Source organism: Leifsonia sp. HAY1-4F, from assembly GCF_056755275.1.
The window spans coordinates 1-359 of the sequence record NZ_JBNDHX010000217.1 but is presented as its reverse complement, the minus strand read 5'-3'; the positions used below and the strand labels follow the sequence as shown (position 1 = coordinate 359).

The following is a 359-nucleotide window of genomic DNA, read 5'->3' as shown; positions in this document are numbered from 1 at the left end:
GCTGGGCCGGGGTCCAGGCGTACGTCAGGCCCTCGACCCCGTCGGCGTCGGCGTCGAGGGAGGAGGCGAACCCGCCGTGCGGCGTCAGCAGGTCGCGGAGCAGGAACGTCGCGGTCTCGCGGACGACGCGCTCGGCGAGGTCGCGGACAACGAAACCTTGTCCTGGCGGGCCAATGGATGAATTCGGTGCCAGGGTGACTCCCAGCCCGCAACCAACCATGGCGAGCTGGGAATGGATCGAGTTGGCGAAGTGCTTCGCCTGGGGGCTGAACCCTGCCTTCCGGCAGGCAGCGACCATTTCGTCATGATAGTCGGGGGAGATGGCACGCGGCAGCCAAACCCAAGCGTCATCCCGGAGC

At 68.0% G+C, this 359-nt stretch carries 1 protein-coding gene; it reads right to left on the bottom strand.

All coding sequences use genetic code 11. The annotated features are described in order from the left end of the window. A partial coding sequence (locus tag ACPYOG_RS19275) for a LysR substrate-binding domain-containing protein (protein ID WP_481295743.1) occupies positions 1–298 on the bottom strand: 298 nt, incomplete at its 3' end. Positions 299–359 lie beyond the last annotated feature (61 nt).